The 26,455-nt window shown below is 73.4% G+C and carries 27 protein-coding genes; 13 read left to right on the forward strand and 14 right to left on the reverse strand.

The features are described from left to right. The 4 genes from ETD96_RS08660 to ETD96_RS08675 form a co-directional block, all read right to left on the reverse strand. On the reverse strand, positions 1-955 hold a 955-nt coding region (locus ETD96_RS08660; protein ID WP_138635777.1), incomplete at its 3' end, for an alanine racemase. Then, positions 952-2,571, reverse strand: coding sequence for an IucA/IucC family protein (locus tag ETD96_RS08665; RefSeq protein ID WP_138635778.1), 1,620 nt, complete (start codon positions 2,569-2,571; stop codon positions 952-954). The genes ETD96_RS08665 and ETD96_RS08660, both read right to left, overlap by 4 nt. After that, positions 2,562-4,190, reverse strand: a complete 1,629-nt coding sequence (locus tag ETD96_RS08670; RefSeq protein WP_240807394.1) for an IucA/IucC family protein — start codon at positions 4,188-4,190, stop codon at positions 2,562-2,564. The genes ETD96_RS08665 and ETD96_RS08670 overlap by 10 nt, the downstream gene beginning before the upstream one ends. Then, a complete protein-coding gene (locus tag ETD96_RS08675; protein ID WP_138635779.1) occupies positions 4,187-5,350 on the reverse strand; it encodes an ATP-grasp domain-containing protein in 1,164 nt (387 codons plus the stop codon). Before ETD96_RS08675 ends, ETD96_RS08670 begins: the two co-directional genes overlap by 4 nt. Positions 5,351-5,531: 181 nt before the next feature. On the opposite strand from ETD96_RS08675, the gene ETD96_RS08680 reads away from it, so the two are divergent. Further along, positions 5,532-6,140, forward strand: coding sequence for an HD domain-containing protein (locus tag ETD96_RS08680; RefSeq protein ID WP_138635780.1), 609 nt, complete (start codon positions 5,532-5,534; stop codon positions 6,138-6,140). 16 nt (positions 6,141-6,156) lie between these two features. On the opposite strand, the gene ETD96_RS44495 is transcribed toward ETD96_RS08680, so the two are convergent. After that, positions 6,157-6,432 carry a DUF4031 domain-containing protein gene (locus tag ETD96_RS44495; RefSeq protein ID WP_171068928.1) on the reverse strand — a complete coding sequence of 92 codons (276 nt, stop codon included), beginning with the start codon at positions 6,430-6,432 and terminating at the stop codon, positions 6,157-6,159. Between the two features lie 151 nt (positions 6,433-6,583). On the opposite strand from ETD96_RS44495, the gene ETD96_RS08690 reads away from it, so the two are divergent. Then, positions 6,584-7,969: a dipeptidase gene (locus tag ETD96_RS08690; RefSeq protein WP_138635782.1), complete on the forward strand. Its 1,386-nt coding sequence runs from the start codon at positions 6,584-6,586 to the stop codon at positions 7,967-7,969. A 22-nt stretch (positions 7,970-7,991) separates the two neighbouring features. Beyond that, complete coding sequence (nudC, locus tag ETD96_RS08695) at positions 7,992-8,903, forward strand: NAD(+) diphosphatase (protein WP_138635783.1); 912 nt, start codon at positions 7,992-7,994, stop codon at positions 8,901-8,903. A gap of 66 nt (positions 8,904-8,969) precedes the next feature. Here nudC and ETD96_RS08700 read toward each other — a convergent pair whose 3' ends face one another. Next, positions 8,970-9,239 carry a mycoredoxin gene (locus ETD96_RS08700; RefSeq protein ID WP_138635784.1) on the reverse strand — a complete coding sequence of 90 codons (270 nt, stop codon included), beginning with the start codon at positions 9,237-9,239 and terminating at the stop codon, positions 8,970-8,972. A 133-nt stretch (positions 9,240-9,372) separates the two neighbouring features. Between ETD96_RS08700 and ETD96_RS08705 the strand changes: the two genes are divergently transcribed. The 3 genes from ETD96_RS08705 to ETD96_RS08715 all read left to right on the forward strand — a co-directional run bounded on the left by ETD96_RS08705 (position 9,373) and on the right by ETD96_RS08715 (position 13,139). After that, positions 9,373-11,439 (forward strand): ATP-dependent DNA helicase UvrD2, encoded by a 2,067-nt coding sequence (locus ETD96_RS08705; RefSeq protein WP_138635785.1) that lies wholly within the window; start codon positions 9,373-9,375, stop codon positions 11,437-11,439. A gap of 198 nt (positions 11,440-11,637) precedes the next feature. After that, entirely contained in the window at positions 11,638-12,513 is an 876-nt protein-coding gene (gene tesB, locus ETD96_RS08710; RefSeq protein WP_138635786.1) for an acyl-CoA thioesterase II, read from the forward strand. A 20-nt stretch (positions 12,514-12,533) separates the two neighbouring features. Continuing rightward, the gene (locus tag ETD96_RS08715; protein ID WP_138635787.1) at positions 12,534-13,139 is read left to right on the forward strand and encodes a response regulator transcription factor; all 606 of its coding nucleotides are present in this window, start codon (positions 12,534-12,536) and stop codon (positions 13,137-13,139) included. Here ETD96_RS08715 and ETD96_RS08720 read toward each other — a convergent pair. Beyond that, complete coding sequence (locus ETD96_RS08720; protein WP_138635788.1) at positions 13,065-15,260, reverse strand: sensor histidine kinase; 2,196 nt, start codon at positions 15,258-15,260, stop codon at positions 13,065-13,067. The genes ETD96_RS08715 and ETD96_RS08720 overlap by 75 nt on opposite strands. A gap of 121 nt (positions 15,261-15,381) precedes the next feature. On the opposite strand from ETD96_RS08720, the gene ETD96_RS08725 reads away from it, so the two are divergent. From ETD96_RS08725 to ETD96_RS08740, 4 genes are all read left to right on the forward strand, one after another. Further along, the gene (locus tag ETD96_RS08725; protein ID WP_138635789.1) at positions 15,382-16,545 is read left to right on the forward strand and encodes an epoxide hydrolase family protein; all 1,164 of its coding nucleotides are present in this window, start codon (positions 15,382-15,384) and stop codon (positions 16,543-16,545) included. A gap of 288 nt (positions 16,546-16,833) precedes the next feature. Further along, positions 16,834-17,154: a hypothetical protein gene (locus ETD96_RS08730; protein WP_138635790.1), complete on the forward strand. Its 321-nt coding sequence runs from the start codon at positions 16,834-16,836 to the stop codon at positions 17,152-17,154. Positions 17,155-17,272: 118 nt separating this feature from the next. Continuing rightward, positions 17,273-17,551, forward strand: coding sequence for a WhiB family transcriptional regulator (locus ETD96_RS08735; protein WP_117400278.1), 279 nt, complete (start codon positions 17,273-17,275; stop codon positions 17,549-17,551). Positions 17,552-17,642: 91 nt separating this feature from the next. Next, positions 17,643-17,843 carry a hypothetical protein gene (locus ETD96_RS08740; RefSeq protein ID WP_138635791.1) on the forward strand — a complete coding sequence of 67 codons (201 nt, stop codon included), beginning with the start codon at positions 17,643-17,645 and terminating at the stop codon, positions 17,841-17,843. 251 nt (positions 17,844-18,094) lie between these two features. On the opposite strand, the gene ETD96_RS08745 is transcribed toward ETD96_RS08740, so the two are convergent. Next, a complete protein-coding gene (locus ETD96_RS08745; RefSeq protein ID WP_240807396.1) occupies positions 18,095-19,426 on the reverse strand; it encodes an ABC1 kinase family protein in 1,332 nt (443 codons plus the stop codon). 165 nt (positions 19,427-19,591) lie between these two features. On the opposite strand from ETD96_RS08745, the gene ETD96_RS08750 reads away from it, so the two are divergent. The 3 genes from ETD96_RS08750 to ETD96_RS08760 all read left to right on the forward strand — a co-directional run bounded on the left by ETD96_RS08750 (position 19,592) and on the right by ETD96_RS08760 (position 21,757). Further along, complete coding sequence (locus tag ETD96_RS08750) at positions 19,592-20,392, forward strand: enoyl-CoA hydratase/isomerase family protein (protein WP_138635792.1); 801 nt, start codon at positions 19,592-19,594, stop codon at positions 20,390-20,392. A gap of 172 nt (positions 20,393-20,564) precedes the next feature. Then, positions 20,565-21,110, forward strand: a complete 546-nt coding sequence (locus tag ETD96_RS08755; protein ID WP_171068929.1) for a M48 metallopeptidase family protein — start codon at positions 20,565-20,567, stop codon at positions 21,108-21,110. Then, the gene (locus ETD96_RS08760; protein ID WP_240807398.1) at positions 21,107-21,757 is read left to right on the forward strand and encodes a nucleotidyltransferase family protein; all 651 of its coding nucleotides are present in this window, start codon (positions 21,107-21,109) and stop codon (positions 21,755-21,757) included. The genes ETD96_RS08755 and ETD96_RS08760 overlap by 4 nt, the downstream gene beginning before the upstream one ends. A gap of 5 nt (positions 21,758-21,762) precedes the next feature. On the opposite strand, the gene ETD96_RS08765 is transcribed toward ETD96_RS08760, so the two are convergent. The 6 genes from ETD96_RS08765 to ETD96_RS08785 form a co-directional block, all read right to left on the reverse strand. Then, on the reverse strand, positions 21,763-22,341 hold the full coding sequence (locus ETD96_RS08765) for an NUDIX domain-containing protein (protein ID WP_138635794.1): 579 nt from the start codon (positions 22,339-22,341) through the stop codon (positions 21,763-21,765). Further along, positions 22,338-22,997 (reverse strand): HD domain-containing protein, encoded by a 660-nt coding sequence (locus ETD96_RS08770; protein ID WP_138635795.1) that lies wholly within the window; start codon positions 22,995-22,997, stop codon positions 22,338-22,340. The genes ETD96_RS08765 and ETD96_RS08770 overlap by 4 nt, the downstream gene beginning before the upstream one ends. Next, on the reverse strand, positions 22,994-23,989 hold the full coding sequence (locus ETD96_RS08775; RefSeq protein WP_138635796.1) for a radical SAM/SPASM domain-containing protein: 996 nt from the start codon (positions 23,987-23,989) through the stop codon (positions 22,994-22,996). Before ETD96_RS08775 ends, ETD96_RS08770 begins: the two co-directional genes overlap by 4 nt. Further along, positions 23,986-24,672 carry an NUDIX hydrolase gene (locus ETD96_RS08780; protein ID WP_138635797.1) on the reverse strand — a complete coding sequence of 229 codons (687 nt, stop codon included), beginning with the start codon at positions 24,670-24,672 and terminating at the stop codon, positions 23,986-23,988. Before ETD96_RS08780 ends, ETD96_RS08775 begins: the two co-directional genes overlap by 4 nt. A 179-nt stretch (positions 24,673-24,851) precedes the next feature. Then, the gene (locus ETD96_RS44500) at positions 24,852-25,028 is read right to left on the reverse strand and encodes a hypothetical protein (protein WP_171068930.1); all 177 of its coding nucleotides are present in this window, start codon (positions 25,026-25,028) and stop codon (positions 24,852-24,854) included. Continuing rightward, positions 25,025-26,455, reverse strand: coding sequence for a zinc-dependent metalloprotease (locus ETD96_RS08785; protein WP_138635798.1), 1,431 nt, complete (start codon positions 26,453-26,455; stop codon positions 25,025-25,027). Before ETD96_RS08785 ends, ETD96_RS44500 begins: the two co-directional genes overlap by 4 nt.

Genomic DNA, 26,455 nt, shown 5'->3' on the forward strand with positions numbered 1-26,455 from the left:
GGGCGAAGACGTCCTTCGGGGTGCACAACTGGCCGACGAGCGTCGCGGGGGACTCCGGGCCCGTGGCGGTCAGGACCTGGAAGGGCTGGTCATGGCCCTTCGTCACCGGGGTTCTGAGGTGGTGCGTGCCGCCCCGGAGGATCACGTAGGTCTCGCTTCTGGTCGTCTTCACGTCCAGCACGTCGGTGACGTACCACCCGTGGTAGGCGGTGATGGCGCGGCCGGGCTCTATGCGGACCGTGGCCGGAATGGAAGCCAGCCCCGTCGCGTAGGTGCGCCAGTCGAAGAGGGCTCTGGGGGACGTGTAGTCCACTGCCATGCCACCCCCGACGTTCAGTTCGGGGTCGTCCACGCCTTGGGTCTTCAGCCAGGGGAGCGCCCAATCGGCTATCTGGTGGGCGAGGTCGAGCATGGTGGGGGCGTCCAGGCCGGAGGCCAAATGGGCGTGGACGCCGCGCAGGGTGAGGTGGGGGTTGTCGGCCAGGAGGCGGGCGCATTCGTTGAGGGCGTCCTCGTCCATGCCGAAGGGGCCGCTCATGGTGAGCGCGGCGTTCGGGGTGCGGAGAGGTAGGTTCGCGCGGAGCAGGATGTCGGCGGGCCCCAGCGCGGCCAGGTTCCTCAGTTCGTTAGGGCTTTCCACATGGGCGCGTTCGACGGTCAAGGCCAGGCGTAGTTCTTCGAGTGTCTTGCCTGGGCCGCCGAAGGCGAGCGGCACGCCGAGCAGGGTCGCCCGGACGTGGGCCAGTTCGCCGCCCGAAGCCACCTCTATGCCGTCCACATGGGGCGCCAGGGTGCGGAGTATCTCGGCATCAGGGTTGGCCTTGGCGGCGTAGAACAACTCCGTGGAGCCAAGCGCTTCTCGGATGGCTTCGACGTGTTCCCGTAGACCCGGCAAGTCATAGACGTAAGCCGGGTAGCTGTCGAGGCTGAGTGCGAATTCGGCGACTTCGTTCATAGCGGTCTGGGTGCTGCCAGTGGGTTGGGGGTCGGGACGTAGGTGGCGCCTCGGTCGGCTACGCGGGACCAGCGGGTGCGGAGGTTCGCCTTCGCCGGTACGGGGACTCCGGCGAGGAGCGCTCTGACTTGCGGGTGGTGGTCGTGGACGGCGAAGTGCTTTCGCGCGTCCTGCCAGAGCGTCCGCTCCAGGTGCGGGTGCAGGTCGGCGACCGCGGCGGCGACTTCGGTGAGGTGGTTGATGAGGAGGCAGTAGACGACGCGGTTCCAGCCCCGGTCGGGCGCGTAGGTGAGGCTTTCGGCGACGCGGGGCGGCAGGTGCGAGAGGTCCCAGCGGCCTGCGGTCAGCTTGGTGCCCTCCAGGTCGCGGAACGCAGCGTGGACGGGCATGCCCGTCGGGTCGACGCAGACGAGCACGTTCTGAAGGTGCGGTTCCAGGACGATGCCGTGGTCCAGGTAAGCGCGGAGGACGGGCGGTGCCACTTGCGCCACGTAGGCGTCCCACCAGGCGCGGGCTCGCTCGGGGGTCTCTAGAGCGGGCAGGTCCGCGAGGAGGGTGCTGTAGGGGTCGGTCAAGGCGCCAGCCAGCAGCGGTGTGCCGGGCAGGGATCTGACGCCCTGGCGCAGGATCACCCCCAAACCCTCGTACAGGCGGCGGTCGGGGAGTGTGACGCTGCGGTAGGCGGGCTCTGCGAGCAGCGTCGAGCCGAGCTTGTCGAAGATGGGCGGCAGCAGTTCGTTGAGGGCGATGGCGCCGCTCAGCTCGTACCAGGCGTTCTTGCGCACGCAGTTGGTGATGCGGACGTCCAGGCTGAACTTGCAGAAGACGTCGGCGTCCGGCAGGTACGCCGTCCGGACGGACGAGGTGGGGATCGCCTCGGTGTCGGACGGGCCGAGGTCGACCAAGAGGTCCTGCGCCAGAGCCTTCTGTAGGACGGGGTTGTCCGCGAGTAGGGAGAACTGCCACGGGTGGACGGGGAGCAGTGTCCGGCCTGGGGGAGCGGGAGGCCCGTAAGACGCCACGGCCGCGAACGCGTCCGGGTCTCCTTCCTCGGCGACGAGGTCGTCCGGGACGGCCAGCCAGTGCGGACGGAAGCGGGCCCGGGTCTCCGGCGCGTACTGGAGCCAGTCACCAGGCGCCCCCTGGCGGGCCTTAGGAGACGGGTGGAATCGGTGCCCCGCGACGAGAGCCTGTTCTGAGGCGATGTACCGGTCGCCGGACGCCTCGCTCCTAGCGGCGAGTATCGCGGCCAGCGCCGTGTGGCTGTCGTCCACCTGGGTGAGGAACTCGGGGTTGGGACGGCCGGTCGCCAACTCCAGTTCGCCCGCGACGAGGTTGGCCAGCCTGTCCCAGGACGTGAGGATCCACTCGTCCTCCCGCTGCTCCTCGTAGGGCGGCGCCAGGCGGTAGGTGGGGCCTGCCGGTGGCCGGGTCAGGCGCGCGCGCAGGACGACGCCTGCGCGGGGCAGGCGGGCGAGGAGATGGTCGCCGTCCGGCCACAGCTGCTGCTCGGGCGCGCAGACCTCCCGGATCAGGCAGTTGAGCAGTGCGGTCGCGGTGGCGTCGCCGGCCGTGACGGCCGGTCCGGTCAGTTCTGTGAGCCCAGTCAGCGGCACGTCGCGTCCAGTAGTAGGTAGTTGGGCCCCGGCGGGCCGTAGTGCTTGTTGATGTCGGCCGCGCCGGTCCTGGCCTTGTCGACGAGCGTCCCGGCGGTGAGCATGGCCTTGCCCGGCAGGGAGCCGGCGTCGAGCGTGCGGGAGCGCAGGAACGCGTCCGCCGGGCCGAGCGCGGCGTCGAGCCGCTCGCGGACCATCGCGAGCCCCGTGCGCCACGGGAGCAGCCCCCGCTCGGCCAGGCCGACGGCGACCGCGGCGGCGCACAGGTGCAGTGTGATGGTGACGAACACGCGGGCGAGGGCGTCGGGGTCGGTGGTCGTCATCCGGCGGTCGATGAGGTCGCGCGGGTCCGTGCCGGGGGACGGGGCGAGGCGCTCCCCGAGCAGCGACGGGTCCATCAGCGCGCCGTCGTTGTCCTTGATGAGGAGACGCAGCGGAGAGGCGTCGTCCAGGACGAGCGCGACGTTCTGCTGATGCGCCTCCAGCGCGATCCCGTAGCGGAACAGCGTGACGTTCCACTCGAACAGCGCGGACAGGTACGTGCCGAAGAGTTCTTCGACGTCCCAGCGTTCGATGACGTAGCCGCCGTCCGGGGCCTCGGCGAGCAAGGCCGCCACCGGGACGATGTGCGCGCGCGCCGTTTCCGGCGGGAAACGCCGCACGAGGTAGGCCAGGAGCGGGTCGTTGGCGTGGCCGTAGGTCTGCTCATCGGCGAGAAGCACCGGGAGCGCCGATTCGCGCTGGAGCACGCGGCGCAGGATGCGTTCGACAAGTGCTCCGTCATGGAGCGTGCCGGGCATGATGGTGCGCCGGTTGCGCAGGCCGAGCGTGCTGGTCGGCAGCGGCATCTTCACGTGGACGAGCGGCGCGGTGCCGCTGAGCACGGCCACGGTGCGCATCGACAGTGTCGGGCCGACCCGCAGGAACGGCTCGGGCGCCGGAGCCGTCCCGGCCTCCGCGCGCACCTGCCGCACCGCCAGCGGATGGACGGGGAACAGCGCCCCCGCCGCCCCGCCGGAGCCCAGACCCACGTCGGACGGCGCGGGCCACCACTCCGGCAGCGGCCCGGCGAGCACCGGGTTCCGCACGGGCGCCCACCGCAGCGGGAACGATGGCGCGAACTCGGGCGCGTAGCGGCTCAGATCGGCCATGGACAGCCCCGCGCGGCTCCGCCCCGCCGGATGCACCGGGTGGTCGTTGTAGGCCGCCAGCGTCTCGTAGAACGTCCCGGGGCCCGTCCGCAGCGCGTCCGGGATGCGCGCCAGCCGCCGGTGCACGGCGGGACGCGCGTCGTCGTGCAGTTTCCCGGCCGCGAGCGCGGCCCGGCATTCGCGCTCGAAGGCCGCCGTGTCGTCGCGCGGGTCGGCCACCGAGCGGACGGCCTGGAAGACGTCGCTCAACTTCAGGTCCTGCCCACCAGGGGCCACGACGAGTTCGGAAAGGAAGACCGGGCGCGCGCGCAGCAGCCGCACGGAACGGCCGGGCAGTTCTAATCTCTCGCCCCTGATGAAGCGCCGCATGCCGCCGTAATCCTCGCGGAGCAGCGCGTCCAGCACGCGGGCCGCCAGCGGGCCCTCGCCGCGGTCCGGCGGCGAGGCCGCGTCGGCGCGGTCGGTCACGTGATCGTCCAGCTGTGGTCCGCGCGGAAGCGCGCGAGCGCGGCCTCGACCTCGTCCGGGCCGGGGCCGATCGCACGCACGGTGCCCAGGTAGTCGCGGTTGGTGCGGGTCACCGCGACCGGGTCGCCCACCGCGCGCTGGGGGCGGTAGGAGAGTCGCACCTCACCATCGTCCACCCGCACCGGGCCGGGGGCCGCGGTGAGGACGCCGGAGCGGTCGGCGATGACCGGCTCCGCGACGGCGTGACGCGGACGTGGGACGTGCACACCCGGCACAGGCCCGCCCAAGTGGACCTGGAGGATCTGCTCGAAGAGCAGCACGCCCAGCAGGTCGGCCAAGAGGAAATCGCAGTGGTCGCCGATGAGCCGGTAGTTGACCTCGATGATGCGGGCGCGGCCCTCATGGACGACGAACTCGGTATGGCACGCGCCGAACCCGACCCCCAGCGCCTCCAACTGGCGCAGCACCTGGGGCGTCTCCGGAGGCGGTGCCGCCCACTCAAGGCGCTCCTCAACGAAGAACGGCGGCGCCGAGACCGTCGTACGGAACGAGCCCAGGACGCGCAGTTCCCGCCCATCGCCGAGCGTCTCCAGCGTGTGGAGGTGCCCAGGCAGGTACTCCTCGGCCACGAGGGGGTCGTCGCGCCGGGCGGCGATCTCGTCTGCGCGTGCGGCCAGTTCCGCCGCGTCCTCGACCAGGAACACGTCCTCGCTGGCGACGCCCTCGCGGGGCTTCAGGACGAGCGGGTAAGGCGCGTCCGGCGGCACCTCGCGCGCGTCAGCGGAGAACACCGGGTCGATGCCCGCGAGGTGGCGGCGCATGAGGGCCTTGTTCTTGGCGCGGGTGGCCGCCCGCCAGTCCTTGGCCGGAAGACCGAAGTACGCGGCCGCCAGCGCGGCGGGCGCCTGCAGAAAGTCGCTGTTGGAGAAGACAGCGGCGGGCTCAGCACCCGCCCCGCTGATGCGGTGCACGATGTCGCGGAAGTCGGAGACGTCGCACTCGACGACCGGCCCGCCGAACGCGTGCGCGCCGGACCGGTAGGCTCCCGGACGGTCGGTGAGCAGCACCGCGTCCAGCCCGAGGCGCGCGGCGGCGGGCACGAACCCGTGCGTCACCGAATCGGTCGCCTTCCCGGCGACCAGGTAGAGCGAGGCGGCCACGATCGGCCTTTCCAGTTCGGTTCGTGGGTGAGGTAAGCCTTGCCTAACTCGCAGTGATCATAGTGGCGGGGCGGCACCGCGCGCGCAAGAACGATCGCACCGCGTGTCCCGGTCCCCGGCGCGTGCCCTCGCACGGACGGTCCGGTGGTCCGCCCGGCGCGGCGTCCGCCAGGATGGGGCCATGGATCTTGTCGACCGGTGGGTCGCGCTGGCGGGGCCGCACACCCGGCATATCGGGACGGAGTTGGACGAGCGCTACGGCGAGCCGCACCGCCGCTACCACACCCGGGCGCACCTGACCGCCGTCCTCGACCTGGTGGACGAGCTGGCCGGGCATGCCGCCGATCCCGACCTCGTCCGCCTCGCCGCCTGGTTCCACGACGCCGTCTACGACCCCGAGCGCGCCGACAACGAGGAGCGCAGCGCCCGCCTCGCCGTCCGCATGCTCGCCGACACCGACCTCGCGGCCGCCGGCGTCCAGGAGGTGGCCCGGCTGGTCGAGCTCACGACCACGCACGCCCCCGGCGAGGACGACCGCAACGGCCAGGTCCTGTGCGACGCGGACCTCGCCATCCTCGGCGCGGACCCCGACCAGTACGCCGCCTACACCGCCGCCGTCAGGGAGGAGTACGCGTTCGTCCCCGACGAGTTCTTCGCAGCCGGACGCGCAGAAGTGCTCAACGGCCTACTGGCACTCCCCAAGCTCTTCCACACACCGCCCGCACGCGAACGGTTCGAGGAACGCGCGCGCAGCAACATCCGCACGGAACTGATGCTGCTCAACGCCTAGCGCGCCGCCTCAGCGCTCAGTGAGTGACGCGCGGGCGGTAGCTCTTGCGGCGGCGCAGGCCCGCCTTGGTGAGCCGCAACAGCAACTCCTGGCAGCCGACCGCCTCCGCCCCCTGCAGCACAGCGGCCTCGTACAGCTCGGACGGGACGTCGTAGTGGTCGCGCTCGAAGGCCCTGGGCGGCATCCCCAGGTCCGCCGCGAACGCGTGCAGCTCCTCGTACGAGACATCGCTCACCATGTGCGACCAGACACGGCCGCGCGCGGGCCACAGCGGCGGATCGATGAGGATCAAGCTGCTTCCCCTAACACTCCGTTGACGTCGATGTAAGCTCGCGGCGGTGCCGGCCGGAGGGTGCCGGCCGGAGAAGGCCGGACGCGCCGGTGCCGGCCGGTGGAACGCCGTTGCAACGGTACGACAGAACGCACATGCGAAGGGGCATGCGGTGAACGACGTGGTCGGGTACATCCAGGCGGAACGGGACAGATTCGTCGCCGATCTGAAGGAGTGGCTGGCGATCCCGTCCATCTCCGGGAACCCGGCGCACGCCGCCGACGTCCGCGACTCGGCCGCCTGGCTCGTCTCCTACCTGCGCGGGCAGGGCTTCCCGACCGTCGAGATGTGGGAGACCGGCGGCCATCCGGCCGTCTTCGCCGAATGGCCCGCCGACGACCCCGGCGCCCCCGCCGTCGTCGTCTACGGCCACCACGACGTCCAGCCGGTCGAACCCCTCACCGAATGGGAGACCGACCCGTTCGCGCCCGTCGAGAAGGGCGACCAGCTCATCGGGCGCGGCGCCTCCGACGACAAGGGCCAGGTCTTCTTCCACACGCTCGGCCTGCGCGCGCTGCTCGCCGCGTCCGGCCGGCAGGCCCCGCCCGTGACCGTCAAGCTGCTGGTCGAGGGCGAGGAGGAGGCGGGCTCGGTGCACTTCGCCGACCTGCTCCGCGCCCACCGCGACCGGCTCGCCTGCGACGCCGTCGTCATCAGCGACACCACGATGTGGGCGGCGGACGTCCCGTCCATGTGCACCGGGATGCGCGGGCTCACCGAGGTCGAGGTCACGCTGCGCGGCCCGTCCACCGACCTGCACTCCGGCTCGTTCGGCGGCGCCGTCCCGAACCCGCTGCACGCGATGGCGGCGCTGCTCGCCGCCCTGCACGACGCCGACGGCCGCGTCACCCTCCCCGGCTTCTACGACGACGTCGTCCCGCTGACGGACGAGGAGCGCGCGTCGTTCGCGCGCCTGCCGTTCGACGAGGACGAGTGGCTGCGCACCGCGGGCGAGAGCCGCGCCGCGCGGGGCGAGAAGGGCTACACCACCCTGGAGCGCATCTGGGCGCGCCCCACCGCCGAGATCAACGGCATGTGGGGCGGGCACACCGGGCCGGGCGGCAAGACGATCGTCCCGCGCGACGCGCACGCCAAGATCTCCTTCCGGCTCGTCGCCGGCCAGGACCCCCGCAAGGTCCAGGAGGCGTTCAAGGCGTGGGTCGCCGAGCACGCCCCGCCCGGCGTGGACGCCGAGGTGCGCTGCCCGGCCGGCGGCGTCCGCCCGTGCTTCTCGCCGATCGACTCGCCCGTCGTGGCCGCCGCCCGGCGCGCGATGGAGCGGGCGTTCGGCACCGAGGTGCTGTTCACCCGCGAGGGTGGCAGCGGCCCCGAGGCCGACCTCGCCGACATCCTGGACGCGCCGCTCGTCTTCGTCGCGGTCGGGCTGAACGGCGACCGCATCCACGCCCCCAACGAGAAGGTCGAGATCCCGCTGCTGCTCAAGGGCGCCGAGGCCGCCGCGCACCTGTGGGAAGAACTCGCCACCGCGCTGCGCTGACATACCCGGGAGAGGAGCAGTTGTGACCGAAGCCCCACTGGAGTGGCTCGCGCTCGCGCGCGGAACCCTCGACCGGGCCGCGCTGAACCGCCGCGACGACGCCTGGCTGGACGCCGCTTGGAACGATCCGGAGACGCGCGTCCTCGTCATCCAGAACGGGCAGTCCCTCGTGGTCTATGAGCCCAGCCCGGCGCTCGTGCTCGTCCCGCCCGCGCAGGCGCCGGACGGCGAGCGCTGGCTCCTCGGCGCCGACGACGGCGGCACCGTGTACTTCGGCGTGTCCGGGCCGCTGCCCGCCATCGAGGGGGCCGAACCGGCCGGGCTGCGCCGCGTCGGCGCGCTCCTCGGCGACCGCGACTCCGGCCTGCTCACCCACGCCGTCGCGCTGGAGCACTGGCACGGCACCCACGGGTTCTGCCCGCGCTGCGGCGCCCGGACCCGGGTGGCGTCCGCCGGGCACGTGCGCGTCTGCCCGGAGGACGGCTCGCAGCACTTCCCGCGCGTCGACCCGGCCGTGATCATGCTGGTGACCGACGAGGACGACCGCATCCTGCTGGCCCGCGGCCCGCAGTGGCCCGCCGACCGCCGCTCCATCCTCGCCGGGTTCGTCGAGCCGGGCGAGTCGCTGGAGCAGGCCGTCGCGCGGGAGGTGAAGGAGGAGGTCGGGCTCGCCGTCCAGGACGTCCACTACCTCGGCAGCCAGCCGTGGCCGCTGCCGCAGAGCCTGATGCTGGGCTTCACCGCGCACACGGACGGCGCCGTCCCGCTGAACCCCGACCCGGAGGAGATCCAGGACGCCGCCTGGTACACCCGCGACGAGTTGCGCGCCGCCATCGAGGCGGGCGAGATCGTCGCGCCGGGCCCGCTGTCCATCGCCGCGCAGCTCATCATGCGCTGGTACGGCGGCGAACTCCCCAAAATGCCCGCCTTCTGACCTGCCCGGCTTCTGACATGGCGAGGCCCGCCGGCCGGTGGCCGGCGGGCCTTCCGCGCGACCGGGCTACGCGGTCTTCGCGATCTCCGCCAGGCGGCGCTTGACCTCCTTGGCGCTGGGGTTCGTCGCGGCCGTGCCGTCCGGGAACAGGACCGTGGGGACGGTCTGGTTTCCGCCGTTGACGCTCATGACGAAGTCGGCGGCCTCGGGGTCGCGCTCGATGTCGACCTCGACCATCTCGATGCCGTCCCGCGCGAGCTGGCTCTTCAGCCGGCGGCAGAACCCGCACCAGGACGTCGTGTACATGGTGAGCTGGCCGGTCGTCGGCGTCGCCATCGCTTCGTGGTCTCCTCGTTCGTTCGGACAGTCGGTGCCTACGCCAGAACAGTAGACAGCCCCCGGGCATTCCTGGTCGTCCACAGGCGGCGTATCGGCTGATGCACGTGGGACGGGCTGCGAGTATGGAGGCATGTTGGCTGAGTCGGTGCTGGAGGGACTCGACCCCGAACAGCGGGCGGTCGCCGAGGCGGTGAAGGGGCCGGTGTGCGTGCTCGCGGGCGCCGGGACGGGCAAGACCAGGGCCATCACGCACCGGATCGCCTACGCGACGCTGACCGGTGTCGTCACGCCGCAGCGGGTGCTCGCCGTGACGTTCACCACGCGCGCGGCGGGGGAGCTGCGCAGCCGGCTCCGGCAGCTCGGCGCGCCCGGCGTGCAGGCCCGCACGTTCCACGCGGCGGCGCTGCGGCAGCTGAGCTACTTCTGGCCGCGGGTCATCGGCGGCGAGGCGCCCAAGATCGTCGACTCGAAGATCGGGCTGGTCGCCGACGCCGCGCGCGCGTGCCGGCTGTCGTTCGCGCGCACCGAGCTGCGCGACCTCGCGAGCGAGATCGAGTGGGCGAAGGTCACCCAGCACCGCCCCGAGGACTACCCCGCCGCGGTCGCCAAGGCCGACCGCAAGCCGCCCGCCGACGTCGTCGACGTGGCCCGCGTCTACGCGATGTACGAGCAGCTCAGGCGGGAGCGCAACCTGCTCGACTTCGAGGGGATGCTGGAGCTGACCGCCGCCGTCCTCACCGAGCACCGGGAGGTCGCGAACCAGGTCCGCGAGCAGTACCGGTACTTCGTGGTCGACGAGTTCCAGGACGTCAACCCGCTGCAGAAGATGCTGCTCGACACCTGGCTCGGCGACCGCGACGACCTGTGCGTCGTCGGCGACCCCAACCAGACGATCTACTCCTTCACCGGCGCGTCCCCGTCCCACCTGCTCGACTTCACCCGCGAGCACCCGGGCGCGAAGGTCGTGAAGCTCGTCCGCGACTACCGGTCGACGCCGCAGGTGGTCCGGCTGGCCAACGGCGTGATCGGGCAGGCGCGCGGCGCCCGCCACAAGCTGGAGCTGCTGGCCCAGCGCGCGGACGGCCCCGAGCCGGTGTTCAACGAGTACGACGACGAGGTCGCCGAGGCCGACGACGCCGCCCGGCAGGCCCGCAAGCTGATCGACGAGGGCGTCCCCGCGCGGGAGATCGCGATCCTGTTCCGCGTCAACGCGCAGTCCGAGACCTACGAGTCGGCGCTCGCGGCGGCGGGCGTCCCGTACGTGCTGCGGGGCGCGGAGCGGTTCTTCGAGCGGCCCGAGGTGCGCGAGGCGGTGGTCCGGCTGCGCGGCGCGGCGCGGGCGGGCGCCGACCCCGAGACCGACGGGATGGGGCTGATCCAGACCGTCCGGCACGTCCTGTCGGGGGCGGGGTTCACCGACCAGCCGCCCGACGGCGCGGGCGCGGCCCGCGCGCGCTGGGAGTCGCTCGCCGCGCTCGCCCAGCTCGCCGAGGACATGGCCGCCGACAACCCGAAGGCCGGCCTCGCCGACTTCGTCGCCGAGCTGGAGGAGCGCGCCGCCGCGCAGCACGCGCCGCCGCTGGAGGGCGTCACGCTCGCGTCGCTGCACGCCGCCAAGGGCCTGGAGTGGGACGCGGTGTTCCTCGTCGGGCTGGCCGAGGGCACGCTGCCCATCATCTACGCCAAGACGCCCGCCCAGATCGAGGAGGAGCGCCGCCTCCTCTACGTCGGGGTGACGCGGGCCCGCGTGCACCTGGCGCTCTCGTGGGCGCTGTCGCGCTCGCCCGGCGGGTCGCAGACGCGCCGCCCGTCCCGCTTCCTGGACGGCCTGACCGGCAAGACCACCACGCACACCCCGCCCCGCGCCGACCGCTCCAAGCGCCGCCCGGCCAAGGGCCCGCAGCCGTGCCGCGTCTGCGGCCGCCCGCTGACCGCCGCCGTCGAACGCAAGCTCGGCCGCTGCGAGGACTGCCCGTCCGAGCTGAACGAGGAACTCCTCCTCGCCCTGAAGGACTGGCGCGCCGAGGTCGCCGCCGAGCAGAAGATCCCCGCCTACGTCGTGTTCACCGACGCCACCCTGCAGGCGATCGCCGAGCACGCCCCCGACTCCCTGGAGGATCTCGCCCGCATCCCGGGCGTCGGCAAGGTGAAGCTCGACCGCTACGGCGACGCCGTCCTCACCCTCTGCGGCCACTGACCCGCCGCCTCTCGAGCTGCCCGGCCTGGACGGCCACCGAACCGGCCACGCTGGCGAGGACGCGTGCCGCCGGTGTTCCCCAGGCCGGGGAGCGCAGGTCCGCAGGGGTGAGATTCCGGTCACGGGGGCTTAGCGGACGAGCCGGTGCCGCGGGGGTGAGATCCCGGTCACTGGGGCCGATACGGAAGACTGGCCGCCGTGAAGGAATCGCTCAAGGCCCTGCTGGACCTGCTCGACCTCGAACAGATCGAGAACGACATCTTCCGCGGCCGCAGCCCCGAGGAGCGGCGGCAGCGCGTCTTCGGCGGCCAGGTGGCCGGGCAGGCGCTCGTCGCCGCCGGGCGCACCGTCCCCGCGAACCGGCCCGTCCACTCGCTGCACGCCTACTTCATCCGGCCCGGCGACCCGCTCGTCCCGATCGTCTACACCGTCGACCGGGTGCGCGACGGCCGGTCGTTCACGACGCGCCGGGTCATGGCCGTCCAGCACGGCAAGGCGATCTTCACGCTGTCGGCCTCGTTCCAGATCGCCGAGGAGGGGCCGTTCCACCAGGCCCCCATGCCGGACGCGCCCGCCCCCGAGACGCTGCCGGACGGCCTGACCCGGCTGACGCCGGTGTTCGGCGAGGTCGGCGCGCGCGAGTTCGTCACCCGGCGCCCGTTCGACATCCGGCACGCGACGCCGCTGACCTGGGAGGCGGCCAAGGACCCGGCGCTCGCCACCCCCGAGTCGAAGGTGTGGCTGAAGGTGGACGGCGACCTGCCGGACGACCCGCTGCTGCACGTCTGCCTGATGACCTACGCCTCGGACATGACGCTGCTCGACACCGTCCTGCTCAACCACGGCCTGGCCTGGGGCGACAAGCGGACGATGGGCGCCAGCCTCGACCACGCGATGTGGTTCCACCGGCCGTTCCGCGCCGACGACTGGCTGCTGTACTACCAGGACACACCGTTCGCCGGCGGCGCCCGGGGCCTCGCCCGCGGGCAGGTGTTCACCCGGCAGGGCGAGCTGGTCGTCTCCGTCATGCAGGAGGGCCTCGTCCGCGTCTCCGACGGCGAGCGCAAGCGCTGACCACGGCGGGGGGCACGCCGTTGATCAAGGTGCTGCTGGCGGAGGACGTGCGGATCCTCCGGGAGGCGCTGGCCGACCTCCTCGACCGGGAGGACGACGTCGAGGTCGTCGCGCAGGTGGCGGCCGGGGACGCGATCGTCGCCGCCGCCCTGCGCACGGGGCCGGACGTCGCCGTGCTCGACATCGAGCTGCCCGGCCTGGACGGCGTCAGCGCGGCGGCGGAACTGGCCCGGCACCTGCCGGGCTGCCGCGTGCTGATCCTGACCGGGGTCGGCCGGCCCGGGACGCTGCGGCGCGCGATGGCGGCCGGGGTCGCCGGGTTCATGGTCAAGGACAGCGCGCCCGGCGAGCTGGTGGCGGCCGTCCGCACCGTCGCCGCCGGCGGCCGCGTCGTCGACCCGCAGCTCGCCTTCGCCGCGCTCGACGCCCCGGACTGCCCGCTCACCGACCGGGAGCGCGAGGTGCTGCGGCTGACCGCGTCCGGCGCGGAGCCGCCGCAGATCGCGGCCAGGATCGGGCTGTCCTACGGGACCGTCCGCAACTACCTCGCGTCAGCGGTGACCAAGCTGGGCGCCCGCAACCGGGTCGACGCCATCCGCATCGCCACCGAGGCGGGCTGGATCTGACGGGCCGGCGTCCGGCACCTCGACGGTGAGGGTGAACCGGCCGTCCGCGTGCTCGACGGCCAGCGCGCCCCCGGCCTCCGCGGCGCGGGAGCGCAGGTTGGCCAGCCCGGCCCCGCCCGCCTCGCCCCGCCGCGTCCGGCGGGCGCCGGCACGCGGCGCCCCGTCGTTGGAGACGCGGAGCCGGACGGGCGTGATCGAGATCTCGCAGCGCCGCGCCCGCGCGTGCCGGACGACGTTGGTCACCGACTCCCGCAGCACGACGGCGAACAGGGCGGCGACCGCCGCCGGCGGCTCCGCCACCGTGACGCGGACCCGCGCCCCGGCCGCGCCCAGCAGGTCCCGCGCGCTCTCGACCTCGGCGGCGAGCCGCAGCGGTGCGGGCTCCGCGCCGATCGAGCGGACCGTCGCCAGCGCCGCGCCCGCCAGCTCCGCCAGCCGCGCGCCGTCCGCCGGGCCCGCCGCGATCCCGCCCCGGATGATGATCGCCGACAGCTGCGAGCCGAGCAGGTCGTGGACGTCCCGCGCGATCCGCAGCCGCTCCCGGAGCACGGACGTGCGGGCCAGCTCGCCGCGCGCCCGGTCCAGCCGGGCCGCCGTGACGGGCAGCCGGCCCAGCGCGTGGACGGAGATCATGAAGGCCGCCGAGGCGAGCACGCTGAGCAGCACCACCGCCGGCGGGCGCGCGCCGTACAGCAGCGGGAACGGCATCAGCAGCAGCGCGGCGGCCGCCGCCCACGACCAGGGCGGCCGGACGTTCAGCAGCACCACGCCCGCGACCAGCCCGCCGTACGTCGCGGGCAGCCCGCCGTAGGCCGCCGGGACGAGCGGCCCCGCCACGGCGAACGCCGCCAGGATCAGCGCGATCTGGGCCGGGAGGGCCCAGCGCCGCGGCCGGGCCTCGCCGCGCGGCAGCACATGGTAGAGCTGCAGCGCCGCGACCAGCGGGAGCGCGACCGCCGCCACCGCCAGCCGCGCCGGGTCCACCGCGACGCCCGCCTCCCGCGCCATCAGCACGCTGGTCGCGACCGTGCCGAGATGGTCCAGCTCCAGGACCAGGAGGACGGCGAAGGCCAGCCACGGGGCCGCGCCGACCGGGCCGCCCGTCCAGGCCCGCGCCCGCGGGATCTCCGCCTCCACGGCGGGTCCGGCGGCGAGCCGCCCGCCGAGCCCGGCGATCTCGGCGGACGAGGCCGCCAGCGGCTCCGCGAACGGCGGCACGGGACCGGAGAAGGCCACCCGCAGCCGCTCGGGCCCGCCGGGGCCCGTCCGGCACTCGATCACGCAGCCGTCGGGGCGGCCGTCCCGCAGCGCCGCCACCACGGTGCGGCGCAGCACCCCGGCCAGCGCCGCGTCGGCGCGCGGCGCCGGCGGCACGGCGGCGTCCGCCTCGACGCGCACCGGCACGCCGGACGCCGCGAGCACCGTGCGCGCCGCCTCGATCTCGGCCGCCAGCGACCGGTCCCGGTAGTCGTCGGCGACCGACCGGGCGCGGGCCAGCGCCGCCCGCGCCGCCGCCGTGATCTCGGCCGGGTCGGCGGACGCCGCGGCGGCCGACAGCCGCCGCCCCAGCTCGGCGCGCAGGCCGCGCGCGATCCGCAGCCGCTCCCCGGCGGCGCGCCGGGCGGCCAGCTCGGTGCGGGTGGCCTCCAGCGCGCGGACCAGATGCCCGAGCCGGGCCAGGGCGAGGAACTGGAGCCCGCCGGTGAGCGTCACCACGGCGGCCCAGATGGCGTACCCCGTGCCGGCGTCGGGCAGCCACATCGCCCTGATCACGAACTCGGCGGCCACGATGGACGCGGCGGCCGGCAGGCGCACGCGGGCCGGTGCGGCGAGCATCAGCACCGACGCCATGAGCAGCGGCGCCGCGGGCCGCCAGGCGCCGCCGAGGACGAGCAGCGGCGCGTACGCCAGCACCGCCTGCGCCGCGAGGTTGCCGAGCGAGCCGCGCCAGGCCAGCGCCCGCGCCTGCAGGGCGCCGAGGCCGAGCGCCGCGCCCGTTCCGGCGAGCAGCGCCGCCGCGCCGGGCGGGCCGCCGGGGCCGGGGTCCGCCCACAGCACCAGGATCCGGTACGTCCAGAACAGGACGATCCCGGCGAAGAGGGGCAGGCGGCTGTCGCGCATGGCGGCAATTATGCAATCTGCACGTCAGCGGCCTGCGAACCGCAGTTCAGGCCGTGCACCGGGCACTACTCCCGCGGGGCGCCGCGCAACAGACTCGGAGTACCGAATGAGGAGGGCTCCGATGAGCTTCGAGATCACACCGTTCCGCATCGACGTGCCGCAGGCCGACCTGGACGACCTGCGCGACCGCCTGGCCCGCACGCGCTTCGCCGACGAGCTGCCGGAGTCCGAGGTGACCGACGGCGTCCAGAAGGGCCCGGTCCAGCCGGGCTGGGAGTACGGCGTGCCCGTCTCCTTCGTCCGCGACCTGGTGACCCGCTGGATCGGGTTCGACTGGCGCGCCCAGGAGGCGCGGATGAACGAGTTCCCGCAGTTCACCACCGAGATCGACGGCCAGCTGATCCACTTCCTGCACGTCCGGTCGCCGGAGCCGGACGCCACCCCGCTGATCCTCACCCACGGCTGGCCGAACACGTTCACCGAGTACCTGGACCTGATCGGCCCGCTCACCGATCCGGCGGCGCACGGCGGCGACCCGGCGGACGCGTTCCACGTCGTCGTCCCGTCCCTGCCCGGCTTCGGGTTCTCGGCGCCCACCCGCACCAAGGGCTGGGGCTCGGCCCGCACCGCCGACGCCTGGGCCGAGCTGATGGCGCGCCTCGGCTACGACCGCTTCGGCGCGCACGGCAACGACGCCGGCGCGATCGTCAGCCCCTGGCTCGGACGCCGCCACCCGGACCGGGTGATCGGCGTCCACGTCAACCAGATCTTCTCCTTCCCGACGGGCGACCCGGCCGAGCTCGCCGGCATCACCCCGGCGGAGGAGGAGTACCTGCGGTTCCTGCAGGGGTTCGTCGCGCACTCCATCCACGACCGCGCCCAGCAGGCCCAGCCGCAGACCCTCGCGCACGCGCTGTCGGACTCGCCGGCCGGGCAGCTGGCCTGGGTCGGCCAGCTCCTGGCCGGCCTGCCCGACCCCGACACGATCCTGACCATCGCCACGATCTACTGGCTGACGAACACGTCGGCGTCCACGGCCCGCTTCTACTACGAGAACCACCACGAGCCGCAGGCGTCCGAGCCGACCACGTTCCCGATCGGCCTGGCGTCGTTCGCCTACGACTTCCGGCCGCTGCGCCGCTTCGCCGAGCGCGACCACCGGAACATCGTCCACTGGCGCGAGTACGACCGCGGCGGTCACTGGGCCGCCCACGACGCCCCCGACCTGCTGCTGCAGGACGTCCGCGAGTTCTTCCGCGAGCTGCGCGACCGGTCGGCGGGCTGATCCCCCGGCCCCGCCGCCACCCGCGTCCGGAGGTGGCGGCCGGGCGGGCCCGGCCGTATCCTGGGAAGATCGTTCTTCACGGGAATCCCGTGAGGTTCGACGCCGGTGAGACGGCGCGGGTTTCCCGGGAAAAGGGTGAACTCACCCACAAAACCGCAGGTCAAAAATATCTTGCTTGATTCGGCGAGATCCCCGTACGCTCGTCGCGAGCAATCAGCCGGCCGTCCGGTGTGGATCTTGATCCCGCCGGGTCCGGTCCGAGGAGCCAGAGAGGTGGTGTGCAGTCCGGTGAGCAACACGTTGAGCGAATTCACGTCGTCCTGGAACGGCGCACGCCTCGGTGCCTCGATGCCCTGTGTCTCGCTGCGCGGCACCTCCTCGTCCCGCCTCGCCATGCCCGGCGCCTATGCGCGCGTGTGGCTGCGTGACGAGCAGCGGGCGAACCCGCGCGATCTGCGATTCGAGCAGCTGATCCAGGACGACCAGGGGCGGAGTGTCTTCGAACGCCTTATCGAGGACATGGACGTCCCGGCTCCGGCCACGGCCCACACGGGCGCCACCGTCAAGGGTGGCGTGTCGGGTCCGTACCCCTGGAGGCGACCGGTCTAGCAAGACAACCGGCAAGCCCCCAGGCCGCGGATCCAGACACCGGATCCGCGGCCTTTCTCTTTGTCCAGACCCACCGAACACCCGTTGAGATCCAACGAGAGGAACAAGGGTGACTGTGATGCAGGGGGCCCTCGCGATCAGCGAGGAGGACCTCACGCTTCCGTGCCGGACCGACCCGGAGCTGTTCTTCGCCGAGGCTCCCGCCGACGTCGAGCTCGCCAAGGCCCTGTGCCTGGAGTGCCCGCTCCGCAAGGAGTGCCTCGCCGGCGCTCTCGAGCGCAAGGAGCCGTGGGGCGTCTGGGGCGGCGAGCTCTTCGTCCGCGGTGTGATCGTGCCGCGCAAGCGGCCGCGCGGCCGCCCGCGCAAGCACCCGCGGCCCGACGAAGTGACGGTGTGAGGCAGTGATGCCCGCGACGCTCAGCCGAATCGACCCCGGAGGCGTGGCCCCCACGCGGGGACCGCGCCTCCGGGCGGCCGGGGAGAACGAGATGACGTTGCTCAGCCAGGACCTGTCGAGAGAACGAATACCGGCGACCGTGCCGGACGAGATGGCCGCCCGTGTGCGCGCGCTGCGGCGGGCGCGCCGGGACGCCCGGACCAGGGCGTCCCGCGTCCGGCGCGTCCTGCTCGCCCCGACCGCCCGGGGCGAGTCGTACACGCACGCCCCGCGGTCCCACTACCGGGACTGACCGCGCAGAGGCCGCTCACCGGGGGCCGGCCTCTGCCCCAGACGAACGAGTGCCCGCCCGGTCGAGGCCCCGCCCGTCCTTCTTGGATGGTTTGGCGGACGGGAGCGCCTCCCGGCGGGCACGTGGAGCGCGTCCGATGGCCCCACTCCACCGGACGCGCGAAAGAGCGGAGCCCCGCGCACCCCATCAGTGCGCGGGGCTCCGCCATGTCCGCTCGGCCCGCCATGTCCGCTCGGCGCGGCCGGAGCCGGTCAGCCGGAGACCAGCTCGCCGTCCTCGTCGTCGGCGAAGCCCGGTACCCACTTCAGCGACTCGGCGCGGGCCGGGATCTCGCATTCGAGCTGGCACAGCACGCCGGTGCCGGCCGACAGCACCCGGTGGATGATCACGTACTCCGGCGGCAGGTTCAGCTGCCGGACGACGTTGGACGGGCGCAGGTCGGTGACCTGGGCCGCCATGTCGCGCAGCCACTCCCGGTTGAACTTGAACGTCTCGGTGACGAACGGCTCGGTGATCGGGGCGAGGAACGCCTGCAGCGACTCGGCGTCGATCTCGACGCCCTCGCGGATGAAGTCCTCGCGGCGCAGCGCGTCCTCGACCTCGTCGATGTCGGCCATCGTGCCGATCCGCAGCAGCAGGCCGAGCCGGCGCTGGAAGCCGCCGGGGATGCGGTCGACGGCGCCGAAGTCCAGGACGCCGAGCCGCCCGTCGTCCAACAGCCGGAAGTTGCCGGGGTGCGGGTCGCCGTGCAGCATCCCGGAGCGCTTCGGCCCGGACAGCAGGAACCGGCAGTACAGCAGGGCCGCGTGGTTGCGGGTCTCCTGGTCCCCATCGCTGATGATCTTCGAGAGGAGGGTGCCCTCCATCCACTCGGTGATCAGGATGTTCCCGGACTGGGCGATGACCTCCGGGATGTAGAAGTCGGGGTCGTCGAGGTAGGCCGCGCGGAACTGCGACTGCGACTCGGCCTCGATCGTGTAGTCGAGCTCCTCGACCACCCGCTCCTTGAGCTCGGCGAGCATCGACTTCACGTCCAGCCCCGGCATCAGCACGCCGAACAGTCGGCCGAGGCGGGCGAGCTGGTTGAAGTCGCTGATCAGCGCCTTCCCGGCGCCCGGGTACTGCACCTTCACCGCGACGGCGCGGCCGTCGTGCCAGACGGCCCGGTGCACCTGCCCGATGGACGCGGCGGCGGCCGGCTGGTCGTCGAACGACTCGAAGTAGTCGCGCCAGTCCGGGCCGAGGAACTCCTCCAGCACCTTGTGGACGGTCGACACCGGCAGCGGGGGAGCGGCCTCCTGCAGCTTGGTCAGCGTGGCCCGGTACGGCCCGGCGATCTCCGGCGGCAGCGCCGCCTCGAAGATCGACAGCATCTGGCCGAGCTTCATCGCCCCGCCCTTGAGCTCGCCGAGGACCTTGAACAGCTGCTCGGCGGTGCGGGTCTGGATCTCCAACGCGACGGCCTCGGCCGGCTTGCCGAAGGTCCGCTTCCCGACGCCGAGCGCGGTGCGACCCGCGAAGCCGATGGGGAGGGACGCCAGCTTTGCTGACCGCGTCACCGCGCGGCGGGGAAGATCGCTCACGCCGTACATTGTCGGTGATCGGATGTCGTTCACGCCACAACCACCGCAGAGTAAAGCCGGTGCCCTCTTCGGCGCACCTCGCTGACCTGCTCGTACGTGGTAAGTGTGCGCTTTCTCACGGCCCCGGGGCGGTGCCGCCGAGCGAGATTCGGTACCGTGCCGGGCATGCCCGGAGACTCCGCCGACCCGCTGCAGGTCGAACGCCGCCCCGACGGGGTCGCCGTCCTCACCCTGAACGACGCCGACCGCCGCAACGCGATGTCGGACGAGATGACCGCCGCGTGGAAGGACGCCATCGAGCGGTTGCGCGGCGACGCCGGGCTGCGCTGCGTCGTCGTCACCGGCGCGGGCAGCGCCTTCAGCTCCGGCGGGAACCTGTCCTGGCTCGCGGACACCAACTCCGTCGCGGTCCCGCCGCTGCGCGACCGGATGCTGGAGTTCTACCGGACCTGGCTGGCGATCCGCGGCCTGGAGGTGCCGACGATCGCCGCGGTCAACGGGCACGCCGTCGGCGCCGGGCTGTGCCTCGCCCTCGCCTGCGACCTGCGCTACGCGGCCGAGGACGCCAAGCTCCTCGCCCCGTTCACCGCCCTCGGGCTGCACCCCGGCATGGCCGCGACGTGGCTGTTCCCCGAGGTGGCGGGGCTGCCGCTGGCCCGCGAGATGCTGCTGGCCGGACGCGTCCTCACCGGCGCCGAAGCCGCCGCGAACGGGCTGGCCAACCAGGCGTTCCCCCGCGCGGAACTGCTGGAGAAGGCGCTCGGGGTCGCCGCCCGGATCGCCGCGCAGGCGCCGATCGCGACCCGGCTCACCAAGGTCGCCCTCGCCGGCGGCGGGCACGCCGGCATGGAGGCGGCACTGCGCTGGGAGTCGCTCGCGCAGCCGGTCACGATGTCGTCCCGCGACATGCGCGAGGGACTGGCCGCCCAGCGGGAGAAGCGCAGCCCGGAATTCACCGGCGAGTAAAGCCGGCGACACCTCCCCGAGGATTTGTACAAAGCCCCGGGGGATGGTCAAAAGATAGGCGTTGACCTGCGGCAACGTCAAACACCCCCTTTGGCGCGGGCAAATCTTCGAGTACGGTTCAGGCGTGCCCCCAAACGTTGAGGTCCGCCGCAGCGCCAGACGCAGGCGAACCGTGTCCGCCTACCGTGACGGCGACAAGGTGGTGGTGATGGTTCCGTCGAGGCTGAGCAAGGCCGAAGAGGAACAGTGGATCGCGACCATCTTGGAGCGGCTCGCGGAGCGGGAGCGCCGCCGGCGGCCCACCGACGCCGACCTCCAGTCGCGCGCCCGCGACCTGTCCCGCCGCTACCTGGACGGCCGCGCTGACCCCACCAGCGTCCGCTGGGTCGCCAACCAGCGCGCCCGCTGGGGGTCCTGCACCCCCGACGACGGCACGATCCGGCTGTCGACCCGGCTGCGCGGCATGCCCGGCTGGGTGGTCGACTACGTCCTCGTCCACGAGCTGGCGCACCTGCTCGTCCCCGGGCACGGCGCCGACTTCTGGGACCTGGTCGCCAACTACCCGAAGGCCGACCGGGCACGCGGCTACCTGGAGGGCGTCGCCGCCGCCGCGCACCTGCCGCTGGAGGCCGACGCGCCCGACGACGAGGTCGGCGGCATCCACCACGGCGACGGGCTGCACACCGGCGACGAGTTCCCGCGCGAGGCCGCCGGGTGACCGACGGTCCCGCCGCGTCCGCCCGGTTCGCCGCGGTGCTCTCGTTCCCCGCCCGGGACGGGGGCGCGCCGCCCGCCGGCGTCGATCCCGACGAGTTCCGCCTCGCGCTGCTGGAGGACGCCTACGAGGTCGTCGCCGGGCTCGAACTGGTGACGCCCGCGCTCGTCCTCGACCCGCCCCACCAGCCGGACGCCGAGGCGGTCACCTGGCCGGGCACGCCGATCGTCCGGGAGGGCACGCTCGCCGGCGCGTTCGCGGCCCTGCACGCGCTGGGCGCCGGGTCCGCGGCACTGGTCGCCCCGGACGCCCCCGACCTGCCGCCGCTGCTGCTCGGCAAGCTGTTCCGCGCCCTCGGCAGCGCCCCGGCCGCCGCCTGCCAGGCCGAAGGCGCCGGTCAGGGCCTGGTCGCGCTCGCCGCGCGCCTCCCTCTCCCGGGCTGGCTCGCCGCCGCCCTGCACGACGTCGACCTCGACACCCCGGACGCCCTGTCCCGGTTGCGCGCCGCCGCGCCACGCCCCGGCCTGGTGCCGCAGGGCCCCGGCTGGCACCGCCTCCGCACCCCCGCCGACCTGCGGTTCCTCGACCCGGGCCTGGAGGGCTGGGAGAACACCCGCGCCCTCCTGGAAGGCCACCCGCTCAGCCGCTGAACCCCTCAGCCCGGCGTCCCGACGGCGAGCGCGTGCCGCACCAGGGCGCGCGTGCCCTCGTCCGCCGACGCGGGCAGCGCCCCCACCGGGAACCACCGCGCCTCGTCACCGCCGGGCACCGGTTCCGGCACGGCCCCGGGCGGCGCCGTGGCCGTGAACTGGACGTCCAGATGCGGCAGGTCACGGCCGCCGCACCGAGCGTGGTAGCGATCGAGGCGCAGGGGAGTGCCCGCCACCTCCAAGTCCGGGATGCCGGACTCCTCGACGGCCTCCCGCCGCGCGGCGGCCGCCAGGGTCGGGTCGCCGGGCTCGCAGTGGCCGCCGAGCTGCGCCCACCGGCCCATCTTGCGGTGGTGGGTGAGCAGCACGTGCGCGCGCGCCCGGTCGAGGACGGCGACACCGACCGTGATGTGACCGGCGTCGCAGCCGCGGTCGGTGCCGTCGGGATGGGCGAGCAGGTGCTCCAGGAACGCCTCGCGGAGACGGCCCTGCCGCGGGTCGGGCGCCTGCCACCGCCGCAGCAGCGAGATCGCGTCGACGTGCCGGGCCGCGCCGGCCGGCGAGTCGGCGGGCCCCCGGCTCATCCGATGTCCTCGGCGTCCCACTCGGTGAGGAAGTCGTCGAGGAACCGCTCCAGGACGCGGTGCCGCCGCTCGGCCAGCCTGCGCCCGCCGGCGGTGTTCATCCTGTCCTTCAGCAGCAGGAGCTTCTCGTAGAAATGGTTGATCGTGCTGCCCTGGCGGTTCAGGTAGTCGTCCAGCGACGTGTGCAGGTGCGGGGACAGGCCCGGCACGTGCATGGGCTCGCCCTTGTAGCCGCCGTAGGCGAACGCGCGCGCCACGCCGATGGCGCCGATCGCGTCGAGCCGGTCGGCGTCCTGCACGACCTTGCCCTCGATGGTCGCCATCTCCGACGCCGTCCCCGCGCCCTTGAAGGACATCGCGGCGATGATGTCCGCCACGTCCCGCGCGACGCCCTCCGGCTCGCCCAGCCCGACCAGCCATTCGAACGCCCGGCGCGGCCCCTTGGTCAGGTCGCCGCCGTTGAGCTTGTAGTCGGAGATGTCGTGGAGCAGCGCGGCCAGCTCGACGACGTGCAGGTCGGCCTGCTCCTCGCGGGCCAGCTCCAGGGCCAGCCTGCGGACCCTCGCCACATGCCACCAGTCGTGCCCCGAGGAGTCGGCCTCCAGCGTCTCCCTGGCGTACTCGGCCGTGCGGTCGATGACGTCGGTCTTGTTCATGGGTCGATGCTCCCGGATAGCAGGATGTCGTCGCGGGTCAGCGGCCGGGACGCGGTGGGGGCGGGGTCTCGGAAACCGTCGAAGTCGCAGTGCCGGCACAGGTCCAGCTCGGCGCGGGCGGAGCGCAGCAGGGCGGAGCGGTGGTGCGCGAAGAGCGCCGACCGCCAGATCTCCACCAGGGGCGTCTCGGCCACGTCTCCCATGCGGACCTTGCCGTGGGCGTCAAAGCAGCACAGGTTCACCTCACCGGTGTACGAGATGTGCAGGTCGGTGAACGGAAGCGCGCAGAAGCCGTGAGGCCCCGCGGAGGGCCGCGGCTTGTTCGGTGCCAGGCCCGCCCGCGTCGTGAGGACCTCGGTCCGGCGCCGCACGCTGATCCGTATGTCATGATGCCGCAGGCGGCCGGCTTCGGCCACCAACTCGCGGACGGGCGCGATGACGCGGCTGCCGTCGGTGTAGTTGTTGATCGTCAGCGTCGACAGCCCGGCCTCGAACAGCTCCGCCACCAGCGCCGTCCGGGCCAGGATCCCGTTGGTGAGGACGCGCAGCTCCGCCGCCGGGCAGGCGCGGCGGAAGACGCCCACGATCTCCGGGAGCCGGGCGTCCAGCAGCGGCTCGTTGTTGCCGAACAGCGCGATCCGCCGGTCGTAGCCCAGCTCGCCCAGCTGGCGGGCGATCAGCTCGACCACCGCCAGGTCCAGTTCCCCCGGCGGACGCGGGTCCACCGACCGCGAGACCGGGCAGAACGAGCAGTTGTGGTTGCAGCCCGCGCGCGTCTCCACCGAGACCAGGTGGAACAGGGGGTCGCCGGCCGACCAGGCCCGCTCGAACCGCGGGCGCAGGACCCGGTCCACCGCCGCCCGCTGCCGCTCGGTGTTCTTCTCCTCCTCCAGCGCGATGACGGCCGGATCATCGGTGACCTGGACGTCCTCGCCGCCGTCCGCCAACCAGGCCGGCGGGGTGACGCCGCGCGGGAACCTGATCCTGATCACGGGCGCGTGCCGTCCAGCGTCGCGAGGACCCGCCGGTAGGCGTCCAGGACGTCCGGGAACGACCGCTGCTGCGCCACCATCTCCCGCAGCGCCGCGAGGTCCACGAAGTGCACGGGGCTGTACTTCGGCGCGTCGAACGCCGTCTGGTCGTCCAGCAGCCGCAGGACGTAAATCAGGTCGTAGTGGAACTGCACGAACCCGCGCTGCCGATGGATCTCGCGCTGCACCAGAAAGGGCGCCGCGAAGCGCTGGATCTCGCCGAGGTGCCCGGTGTTCCCGTCGATGCCGTGATGGAAGCTCTCGTCGAACCGGTAATCGCGCGGATTGAGCCCGAGCCGCTCTTCCAGGCGCAGTTGCAACGCGAAGTTCGGGAATTCCGAACGCTTGACGCGGCCGCCCGGCGGCAGCATCACCTTGTGGTGCGGATGCCGGTACAGCAGCAGTTCGTTCCGGGAGTTCAGGATCAGCGCCTCGACGGCGTACCGGCCGCCCACCAGATAGGAGAAGACGTACTGGGTGAGCAGTACCAGTAACCACAGGACCAGGGCGCCCAGCGCGACGCCGAGCAGCAGTTCCCGAGCCGCCGGATAGCGGTCGTCGATATAGCTGGAGGCCAGGTTGATCAGCACGCCGACCAGGGCGACACCGAAGGCGAACCTGACGAAGGAACGGAACCTGTCCAACCGAAGCCTGCCCTCGATGCGCATGTGCCGCCGGATATGACGGGATCAGCGTACGTGGGCGCGCTTATCCGCTCAATGAGTCATTTTCCGTGACCTGCGGTGCGCTTTCGGTGGAGCGGCCGGCGGAAAGGCGCGGCCGCCCGGCTGCCCGGGCGGCCGCGTTGCGTCTCCGGGCGCCGTCAGGCCCGGCCCACCCGCGGATAGCGGGAGTTGTCGGGCCGGCGGCGGCGCCGCTCCTGGTCGATCGGGCGCTGCCAGCACAGGCTGGCGCGCGCCACCCGGCGGCGGACCGCGTTCGTGGACGATCCGGGCTCGTACCGGCAGCCGGGCACCCGGGACGGGCGTGCGCGGCTCATGCGCGCGGCCCGCCGTCGTCCGGGCGGGCTCCGCCGCCTGGGTCACCCTCGTCCGGGCCCTTCTCGTCCGAGCCCTTCTCGTCCGAGCCCTTCTCGTCCGAGCCCTTCTCGCCGGGCTCGCCGCCCTCCTCGGGCGCCTTCGTCAGGTCGGACCAGTCGAGGTCGGACAGGCCCTCGATCTCCTCGCGGCCGTGCACGAAGCCGTCCGGGTCGTCGAGGTCGTCGGCCGTCGGGAGCAGGTCGGGGTGGTCCCAGACGGCGTCCCGGCCCTGCGTGCCGCGCGCCTCCGTCAGCGACCGCCACAGCGCGGCGGCCTCCCGCAGACGGCGGGGCCGCAGCTCCAGGCCGACCAGCGTCGCGAACGTGCGCTCCGCCGGGCCGCCGGTCGCGCGGCGCCGCCGCACCGCCTCGGCCAGCTTCACCGAGCCGGGCAGCCGCCCCTCCGCGGTCTCGTTCACGACCGTCTCGACCCAGCCCTCGACCAGCGCGAGCGCCGTCTCCAGCCGGGCCAGCGCCGCCTTCTGCCGGGGCGTCTCCTCCGGCTGGAGCTGGATCTCGCCGCCCAGCGCCTCCTGGAGCGCCTCCGGGTTGCTCAGGTCGAGGCCCTGCACGGCCTGCTCGATCCCGGACAGGTCGACGGTGATGCCGCGCGCGTACTCCTCGACCGCGCCCAGCAGGTGCGAGCGCAGCCACGGGACGTGCGTGAACAGCCGCTGGTGGGCGGCCTCGCGCAGCGCCAGGTAGAGCCGGACCTCGTCGTCGGAGACCTCCAGGCCCTGCCCGAACGCCTCGACCCCGGCGGGCAGCAGCGCGCCGACGCCGTCCGGCGCGAGCGGCAGGCCCACGTCGGCCGAGCCGGTGACCTCGCGGGCCAGCGCGCCGAGCGCCTGCCCGGCCTGGCCGCCGACCATCGCGCCCGCCATCTGCTTGACCATGCCGATCAGCGGGCCGGCCATCGCCTGCACGTCGGCGGGGATCTCGCCGCCGCCGAGCGCCCCGCCCATGGAGTCGACCATGCGGGTCGCGATCGGGTCGCAGACCTTCGCCCACACGGGGATCGTCTGCTCGATCCATTCGGACCGGCTCCACGCCTGCGGCGTCCGGATGCCGGCCGGCAGCGTCGTCCGCTCGTCCAGCCACAGGTCGGCCAGGCGCAGCGCCTCCACGACCTGGCGGCGCTCGGCGTCCACCACCGACGGGTCGCCCTGCTCCACCACCGTGTGGCGCGCTATGTTCTTGGCCAGGTCCCAGTTCAGCGGGCCGCCGCCCCCGCCGCCCGCACCCTGTGCGCCGATCATGTCGGCGAACCGGTGCAGCATGTCGGCGAACTGCGCCATGTCGCCGCCCATGCCCTTGAATGGATCCTGGGGCCGGTCGTCGTCGTCGCCGTTGCCGGGACGGTTGAAGCCGAAGGGAGTGTCACTCAT

Source organism: Actinomadura geliboluensis (assembly GCF_005889745.1).
In the GTDB taxonomy this organism is placed as follows: Bacteria; Actinomycetota; Actinomycetes; order Streptosporangiales; family Streptosporangiaceae; genus Spirillospora; species Spirillospora geliboluensis.

Coding starts and splice junctions, on each gene's coding strand:
- ETD96_RS08785 (WP_138635798.1), bottom strand. CDS start 26,455: ATGAGTGACACTCCCTTCGGCTTCAACCGTCCCGGCAACGGCGACGAC.
- ETD96_RS08770 (WP_138635795.1), bottom strand. CDS start 22,997: ATGAACAAGACCGACGTCATCGACCGCACGGCCGAGTACGCCAGGGAG.
- ETD96_RS08740 (WP_138635791.1), top strand. CDS start 17,643: ATGACGTTGCTCAGCCAGGACCTGTCGAGAGAACGAATACCGGCGACC.
- ETD96_RS08720 (WP_138635788.1), bottom strand. CDS start 15,260: ATGCGCGACAGCCGCCTGCCCCTCTTCGCCGGGATCGTCCTGTTCTGG.
- ETD96_RS08700 (WP_138635784.1), bottom strand. CDS start 9,239: ATGGCGACGCCGACGACCGGCCAGCTCACCATGTACACGACGTCCTGG.
- ETD96_RS08705 (WP_138635785.1), top strand. CDS start 9,373: ATGTTGGCTGAGTCGGTGCTGGAGGGACTCGACCCCGAACAGCGGGCG.
- ETD96_RS08680 (WP_138635780.1), top strand. CDS start 5,532: ATGGATCTTGTCGACCGGTGGGTCGCGCTGGCGGGGCCGCACACCCGG.
- ETD96_RS08725 (WP_138635789.1), top strand. CDS start 15,382: ATGAGCTTCGAGATCACACCGTTCCGCATCGACGTGCCGCAGGCCGAC.
- ETD96_RS08765 (WP_138635794.1), bottom strand. CDS start 22,341: ATGAGCCGGGGGCCCGCCGACTCGCCGGCCGGCGCGGCCCGGCACGTC.
- ETD96_RS44500 (WP_171068930.1), bottom strand. CDS start 25,028: ATGAGCCGCGCACGCCCGTCCCGGGTGCCCGGCTGCCGGTACGAGCCC.
- ETD96_RS08750 (WP_138635792.1), top strand. CDS start 19,592: ATGCCCGGAGACTCCGCCGACCCGCTGCAGGTCGAACGCCGCCCCGAC.
- ETD96_RS08735 (WP_117400278.1), top strand. CDS start 17,273: ATGCAGGGGGCCCTCGCGATCAGCGAGGAGGACCTCACGCTTCCGTGC.